This window comes from Avibacterium sp. 20-129 (genome assembly GCF_026226845.1).
Taxonomy (GTDB): Bacteria; Pseudomonadota; Gammaproteobacteria; order Enterobacterales; family Pasteurellaceae; genus Avibacterium.
This window is the reverse complement of sequence record NZ_JAKKOE010000001.1, coordinates 1,512,769-1,520,000: the sequence shown is the minus strand read 5'-3', so window position 1 is coordinate 1,520,000 and position 7,232 is coordinate 1,512,769. Positions and strand designations below refer to the sequence as shown.

Here is a 7,232-nt window from a genome sequence, read left to right as displayed (position 1 = left end):
CATGCAATAAAGAAAATGCAGCCGCATCAGATAGACGGGCTATCTTAAGCGGACTTAATTGTCTTGCAGAGCTAGATAATAAAAGGGGCTGTCCTAGATAACGACTAAAAACTCTATTTAGGTTAGAATGAACCAATGAGAAAAAGTCGTCTAAGTCAGCATAAACAAAATAAACTCATTGAGCTATTTGTAGCAGGGGTTACAGCAAGGACTGCAATGTAAACAAAACGACAGCAGCATACTACTTTCATCGTTTACGCCTGCTCATCTATCAAAATAGCCTACACTTAGAAATGTTTGAAGGTGAAATTGAAGCCGATGAAAGTTATTTTGGTGGTGCCCGCAAAGGTAAACCTGGTCGTGGCGCGGCAGGGAAAATCGCGGTATTCGGGCTCCTTAAACGCAATGGCAAGGTTTATACCGTTGCGGTTCCGAATACTCAATCAGCCGCCTTGTTACCTATTATTCGAGAGAAAGTAAAGCCTGATAGTATTGTTTACACCGATACTTATCGTAGTTATGATGTGCTTGATGTGAGTGAATTTAGCCATTTTCGTATCAACCACAGCACACATTTTGCTGAAAATCATAACCACATTAATGGAATTGAGAATTTTTGGAGCCAAGCAAAACGCCATTTACGCAAATTTAATGGCATTCCTAAAGCCCATTTTGAGCTTTATTTAAAGGAATGCGAATGGCGTTTTGATTACAGTGACATAAAAACTCAAATTTCCATTTTAAAACAACTAGTTAAAGGGAGTTTGGTCTAGTTATCTAGAACAGCCCCTTTTTTTAATCAAGCCAGTCTCATTATCTAGTACAATTCCAAAATCTCTCTAATTCAACCTAAATTTTTCTGCGTTAATCCTAATAAGGATGTATAGTAATACACCGTAGAAAGTTAAGTGCGGTGATTTTTTTACAAATTTTGGTAAGTACAGATCTATATGTTTACCCACTTAAGCTTATCATTCCTATCATTAGGAAACACACAGATGAATCCTCTGCAATAAAACCTCTTTTTATCGAGAAAAACTTAATGGAATTTCAAGATCTTAAACTATTTATTGATTTAGCTGAAAATAAACATTTTGCCAAAACAGCAGAACAGCATTATATGTCGCCTTCTACCCTTTCACGGCAAATTAAACGGATTGAAGAGGCATTAGGGGAAACTTTGTTATTACGCGATAATCGTAAGGTTTCTCTCACACCCGCTGGGGAGTTGTTTTTACAATTTGCTTATCAACAATGGCAACAATGGTTATCTTTAAAACAGCAATTTCATACCAATCAGCAAGAATTACAAGGTGAATTAAGGCTATTTTGTTCGGTTACCGCCGCGTATAGCCATTTGCCCCAAATGTTAGAAAAATTTCGTTTGCGTTATCCCAAAGTAGAAATTCAGCTCACTACGGGTGATCCAGCTCAAGCATTAGAAATGATCCAGCGCCAGCAAGTGGATTTAGCTTTAGCTGGGCGACCTGCGCATTTACCACAAAATGTCATGTTTCATTATATTGATGCTATCACCCTTTCCCTCATTGCGCCACGCGTTGCCTGCGCAACCACGCAATTATTGCAACAAATGCCTATTGATTGGCAAAAAGTTCCCTTTATTTTGCCCGTAGAAGGGCCTGCTAGACAGCGAATTGATCAATGGTTTCAGCAGAAAAAAATTAAACATCCCACAATCTATGCGACAGTATCAGGACACGAAGGAATTGTCTCAATGGTAGCGCTCGGTTGTGGTGTCGCCTTATTGCCTGATGTCGTGATCGAAAATAGCCCACTTAATTCACAGGTTTCAACATTAACCATTGATACGCCAGTACAGCCTTTTGATTTAGGGCTTTGTATGCAAAAGAACCGTTTAAATTTGCCCTTAGTTCGTGCATTTTGGCAAATGTTAGAGTAAAGTGCGGTTATCATTTCATTTAAATTTAGGTGGGCTATGTTAAAAGGGATTGGCTTTTCACTTTTGGCTTCAATGCTATTTGGCTACATTTATTACTTTTCCACGTTATTACTTCCATTAAGTGGCGAAGATATTTTTGGCTATCGTGTTGTTTTTACTGCGCCTTTTGTGATTGCTGCGGTGTTTATTTTCCGCCAAAAATATATGCTGATCGCTCACTTAAAACGAATTAAACGCGAGCCTTGGTTACTGCTTGTTTTCTTATTTAACGGCAGTATGATGGGGTTTCAAATGTGGCTTTTTTTGTGGGCGCCAAACAATGGAGGTGCATTGAGTGTTTCCCTTGGTTATTTGCTATTACCTCTTGTTTTAGTGGCAGCTGGGCGGATTTTCTTTAAAGAACGCATCTCCCCACTTAAATTTCTTGCCATTATCATCGCCGCAATCGGTATTGGTTTTAACATTTATAGCAAAGGAGGGCTTTCTTGGGAAAGCCTTGCAGTGTGTGGCTATGCCATTTATTTTATGATGCGAAAATGGTTTAAGCTCAATGATATTACCAGCTTCGCCATTGAAATGGTTCTGACCTTACCCGTGTGTATCTATTTTGCCGCTCAAGTAAACATTGCAGAAGTGCAGTTGGTGAATCCCCATATTTTGTCTTTATTATTTCTACTCGGCTTACTCAGTGGCATTGCCTTTAATGCTTACATTATGGCAAGCAGTTTATTGCCAATTAATGTGCTAGGACTATTAGGTTACGCCGAACCGATAATGATGCTCGCCGTTTCGTTGTTTATTGGGGAAAATATTGACGCAGAAAATTACCCGCTCTTTTTATCGTTAATGATCGGAATGGGCTTGATCATCATTGATGGATTACGAGTAATACAGCGAAAAACAACGCCTGTCAGTTACTAAATACACGCCATTTTTTGCATAAAGAAATGTGAAGTGCGGTGCAAATTTTACAGAATTTTTAGCTTCTTCTACACAGACTTATTTTAGTTGTTTATACAAAATATAAAAAATACAAGAGCGAATAATTCATTCACCCTAAAAATACTAAAAAAAGCACCGCACTTTCGTTTTAACCGCCTAATAGCGTTTCAATTTCTTCCTGCACGGTGAACCATTCAATTTCAGCCGTTTCTAACTGTTTTTTGTATTCCGCCTGATCTTTTAAAAGTGCGGTAAGATTTTCTTTCATTTCTGCTTGATACAGATCGCTATTGGCAAGTTGTTGTTCTATCTCTGCAAGTTGTTGAGCAATGCTATCCATTTTGTTTTCCCATTGCGTAAGCGATTTCTTCAATGGGGCAAGTTGCTGACGGCGTTCTGCTTCTTTGCGTTTTTGTTCTTTGCGATTTTGACTGCTTTCTTTATTGCTTTCTATTTTGGCAGAAGGCTGGCTTTGGCTGTTTTGTTCGTTAAGCCATTTTTGGTAATCCGCTAAATCACCTTTAAATTCTTCTACTTGCCCATCGTGAACGAGATAAAATTCATCTACCGTATTGCGTAATAGATGGCGATCGTGAGAAACGATGACGAGCGAACCTTGATAATCTACCAATGCTTCCGTTAAGGCTTGACGCATATCTAAATCTAAATGATTCGTCGGCTCATCTAATAAAAGTAAATTTGGGCGTTGCCAAACAATCAATGCTAATACTAAGCGCGCTTTTTCCCCACCTGAAAAATTAACCACTGGCTCATTAACTTTATCACCATAGAAAGCAAAACTGCCGAGATAATCGCGCAGTTGTTGCTCTGTTTGCTGTGGGGCAAGTTTTTGTAAATGCCATAAGGCGGTTTCTTCTGCTCGAAGTGTATCTAATTGATGCTGGGCGAAATAACCTAGCTGCACGCCTTTTGCAAGCTGAATATTGCCTGAAAGTGCGGTGATTTCTGCCGCTAATAATTTGATTAAAGTGGATTTCCCCGCGCCATTTTTACCTAGCAAACCAATACGTGAACCCGGTACCAGATTTAATTTTATTTGTTTAAGAATTTCTGTAGTTTGTCCGTTATTTTCGTAACCTGCACTCACTTTTTCCATTGAAAGCAATGGGTTAGGTAATGCGAACGGTTCACGAAATTCAAAGGTAAAGGGATTATCCACATAAGCGGGGGCGATAAGCTCCATACGCGCCAAGGCTTTCATTCGGCTTTGTGCTTGTTTGGCTTTGGTGGCTTTCGCCTTAAAACGATCGATATATTTTTGTAAATGTGAAATTTTTTGTTGCTGTTGGCGATAAAGTGCGCTTTGTTGTGCTAATTTTTCCGCACGTTGTTTTTCAAAAGAGGAATAATCCCCGGTGTATTCATTAATTTTTTGATTTTCAATATGCAGAATTTTATCTACCACAGGATCAAGAAAATCGCGATCGTGAGAGATCAAAACTAGCGTACCTTGATACTGTTGTAACCAGCGCTCAAGCCAGATCACTGCATCTAAATCTAAGTGGTTGGTGGGTTCATCAAGTAACAACAGATCGGAAGGACATAGCAAGGCTTGTGCTAAATTCAGACGCATACGCCAACCACCCGAAAAAGCACTCACAGGCTGGCTAAGGGCATCTTGACTAAAGCCCAATCCATTTAACAATGCCGCCGCTCGTGCTTGGATTGTCCACGCATCAATGGTATCTAACTGTTCGTGAATGCGCGCAATCGCATTGCCGTCATTGTTTAGATTAGCTTGTTCTAGCTGTTGCTGTAACGCGACATATTGGCGATCACCTAAAATCACATAATCCAGAGCAGAAATAGCAAGCGCTGGGGTTTCTTGATTCACCCAAGAGATTGCCCAATTTGAGGGATAGCTCACCTCTCCGCCCTCTGCACTAATTTCTTTTTTGAGTAACGCGAGTAGCGAGGATTTGCCACAGCCATTTTTGCCTACCAAGCCGACTTTTTGCTTGGGATTAATGGTTGCATTGGCATTTTCTAGCAACGTAGTTTGCCCACGTTTTAACGAAAGGTTGGTAAATAAAATCATTAAATTTCGGTTTATCTCTGATCAACAAAACGGTTATTTTCCACGTTTTTATAAAAATTGCCAATTATTCCAATTTTTTATTGGAAATTTTTTAAAAACCCTTTTCAACAATGTGATCTAGTTCAATTTTTTTCAATAAAAAACAGGCTATGATACAAAATGCTGTTTTACATCTTTGAGGTATAAAAATGACAAACGCTGAACTTATGCAAGAAGGCATAAACTTGATGCTTTCGGGAATGGGGTTTGTACTGGTTTTCTTATTAATCCTAATTTTTGCGATTGGATTAATGTCGAAACTGGTAAATCGCTTTTTTCCTGAGCCTGTTCTCAGTCCACCTGCACCGATAAAAGCACAATCCACTCAAACAGATGATTTAGAAAGATTACGCCCAATTATTGTGGCGGCGATTGCACACCATCGCCGTAACCAAGGGCATTAAATTGATTACGTTGGAGAAAAGACAATGACTGTTGAAAAGAAAAAAATTGCTGTAACTGATGTTGTTTTACGTGACGCTCACCAATCTCTTTTTGCGACGCGTTTACGTCTTGAGGATATGTTACCTATCGCCGCCGAGCTTGATGAAATTGGCTACTGGTCGCTTGAAGCGTGGGGGGGCGCAACCTTTGATGCGTGTATTCGTTTTCTAGGTGAAGATCCTTGGGTACGTTTGCGTGAATTAAAAAAAGCAATGCCGAAAACACCACTACAAATGTTGTTACGTGGGCAAAATTTACTTGGCTATCGCCATTATGCTGATGATGTGGTCGATCGTTTTGTGGAACGTGCTGTCGCAAATGGTATGAGCGTATTCCGTGTCTTTGATGCAATGAATGATCCACGTAATATGAAACAAGCCTTACAAGCTGTGCGTAAAAATGGCGGACACGCACAAGGTACGCTCAGTTATACCACTAGCCCTGTGCATACTTTACAAACTTGGCTTGACACCACAGAACAATTATTAGCGATCGGCATTGATTCTCTGGTAATTAAAGATATGTCCGGCATTCTTTCTCCAATGGAAGCATACCACTTAGTCAGTGAGATAAAATCCCGCTTTGATGTTCAACTTCACCTTCACTGCCACGCCACAACGGGAATGGCAGAAATGGCATTGTTAAAAGCCATTGAAGCAGGCGTAGATGGCGTGGATACGGCCATTTCTTCAATGAGTGGAACTTATGGACATCCAGCCACAGAAGCCTTGGTCGCCACCTTAAAAGGCACACCTTATGATACGGGATTAGATATTCAAAAATTAGAGAAAATTGCTGCTTATTTCCGCGATGTTCGTAAAAAATATCATAAATTTGAGGGGCAATTAAAAGGCGTTGATAGCCGTATTTTAGTGGCACAAGTACCGGGTGGAATGCTCACGAACCTTGAAAGCCAATTAAAACAACAAAATGCCTCCGATAAATTGGATTTAGTATTGCAAGAAATTCCAAAAGTGCGGGAAGATTTAGGCTATATTCCATTAGTTACGCCAACTTCGCAAATCGTTGGAACGCAAGCGGTGATCAATGTATTAATGGGTGAACGCTACAAAACCATTGCGAAAGAAACCGCAGGAATTTTAAAAGGTGAATACGGCCGCACACCAGCGCCAGTAAATGCGGAATTACAAGCCCGTGTATTAGAGGAGGGCGCACCAATTACCGATCGCCCTGCGGATCATCTTGAGCCAGAAATGGAAAAATTGATCTCAGAAATAAAACAACAGGCGAAAGAAAAAGGCATTAAGCTCTCTGATAATGAAATTGATGATGTGCTGATCGTGGCATTATTCCCACAAGTTGGCTTAAAATTCCTCGAAAATCGAGGCAATCCTGATGCCTTTGAACCGGCACCAAGTGAAGCTCAAGCCGGTGAAAAAACATCACAAAAAACAACCGCACTTGAAAAACAACGCACTTCAGGTTCCGCAGTTTATACTGTGGAGTTAGAAGGCAAAGCCTTTGTGGTGAAAGTAAGCAAGGGTGGTGATATTAATCAAATCACGCCTGTTGCCCCACAACCTGTTCAAACTGCGCCACAGCCATCACCCGCGTCTCAACCCGCTCCACAAACAGCCTCAGGCACTGCCGTGACCGCACCAATGGCAGGCACAATTTGGAAAGTGGTGGCAACCGAGGGGCAAAAAGTGGCAGAGGGTGATGTATTGCTCATTCTTGAGGCAATGAAAATGGAAACGGAAATCCGCGCCTCACAAGCGGGAACGGTGCAAAACATCAGCGTGAAAGCCGGTGATTCCGTTGCTGTGGGCGATACCTTATTAACCTTAGCATAAGTGCGGGGGAAAA

At 40.7% G+C, this 7,232-nt stretch carries 5 protein-coding genes and 2 pseudogenes (1 of these 7 running past the window's edge); 5 read left to right on the top strand and 2 right to left on the bottom strand.

The window, feature by feature from the left end; translation table 11 throughout:
* Positions 1–136: pseudogene (locus L5B90_RS07265) on the bottom strand (IS1595 family transposase) (it extends 940 nt beyond the left edge of the window).
* On the opposite strand from L5B90_RS07265, the pseudogene L5B90_RS07260 reads away from it, so the two are divergent.
* The 3 genes and pseudogenes from L5B90_RS07260 (at position 136) to rarD (ending at position 2,842) form a co-directional block, all read left to right on the top strand.
* A pseudogene (locus L5B90_RS07260) lies at positions 136–773 on the top strand (IS1595 family transposase). The pseudogenes L5B90_RS07265 and L5B90_RS07260 sit on opposite strands and share 1 nt — an antisense overlap.
* A gap of 269 nt (positions 774–1,042) precedes the next feature.
* Positions 1,043–1,921 (top strand): HTH-type transcriptional activator IlvY, encoded by an 879-nt coding sequence (gene ilvY, locus L5B90_RS07255; RefSeq protein ID WP_250351211.1) that lies wholly within the window; start codon positions 1,043–1,045, stop codon positions 1,919–1,921.
* 36 nt (positions 1,922–1,957) lie between these two features.
* Entirely contained in the window at positions 1,958–2,842 is an 885-nt protein-coding gene (gene rarD, locus L5B90_RS07250; protein WP_250351212.1) for an EamA family transporter RarD, read from the top strand.
* 169 nt (positions 2,843–3,011) lie between these two features.
* Here rarD and L5B90_RS07245 read toward each other — a convergent pair whose 3' ends face one another.
* Positions 3,012–4,922, bottom strand: coding sequence for an ABC transporter ATP-binding protein (locus L5B90_RS07245; RefSeq protein WP_265762496.1), 1,911 nt, complete (start codon positions 4,920–4,922; stop codon positions 3,012–3,014).
* Positions 4,923–5,110: 188 nt separating this feature from the next.
* Between L5B90_RS07245 and L5B90_RS07240 the strand changes: the two genes are divergently transcribed.
* Entirely contained in the window at positions 5,111–5,365 is a 255-nt protein-coding gene (locus tag L5B90_RS07240; protein WP_250363789.1) for an oxaloacetate decarboxylase subunit gamma, read from the top strand.
* 24 nt (positions 5,366–5,389) lie between these two features.
* A complete protein-coding gene (gene oadA / locus L5B90_RS07235) occupies positions 5,390–7,219 on the top strand; it encodes a sodium-extruding oxaloacetate decarboxylase subunit alpha (protein ID WP_265762495.1) in 1,830 nt (609 codons plus the stop codon).
* Positions 7,220–7,232: the final 13 nt, after the last annotated feature.